The organism is Methylobacterium sp. A54F, from assembly GCF_053346035.1.
This window is the reverse complement of the sequence record NZ_JBKFBF010000235.1, coordinates 1-269: the sequence shown is the minus strand read 5'-3', so window position 1 is coordinate 269 and position 269 is coordinate 1. Positions and strand designations below refer to the sequence as shown.

General features: G+C 62.1%; 1 rRNA gene. It reads left to right on the top strand.

The features are described from left to right. Positions 1–179: 179 nt before the first annotated feature. Positions 180–269, top strand: a 23S ribosomal RNA gene (locus ACLBXP_RS26110); the annotation flags it as partial.

The window sequence follows — 269 nt, the reverse complement described above, 5'->3', positions numbered from 1 at the left end:
ATCGTGAAGAGGGAATGTGACCGTGACGGCAGCGAGAGCTGGTCCGCCAGGGTCACGTTCGGCAAGCAACTGTGACGTGCTTCGAAAGGAGCGCGTCACGGGTCTTTTTGTGACCCGTGTGCGCGGGCGAGGGCAGCCGGACCGGCTGTGCCTCGCCAGCGGACATCGATCACGAGAGCGATCAAGTGCCTTAAGAGCATTCGGTGGATGCCTTGGCGCTGAGAGGCGATGAAGGACGTGGTACGCTGCGATAAGCCTTGGGGAGCTGC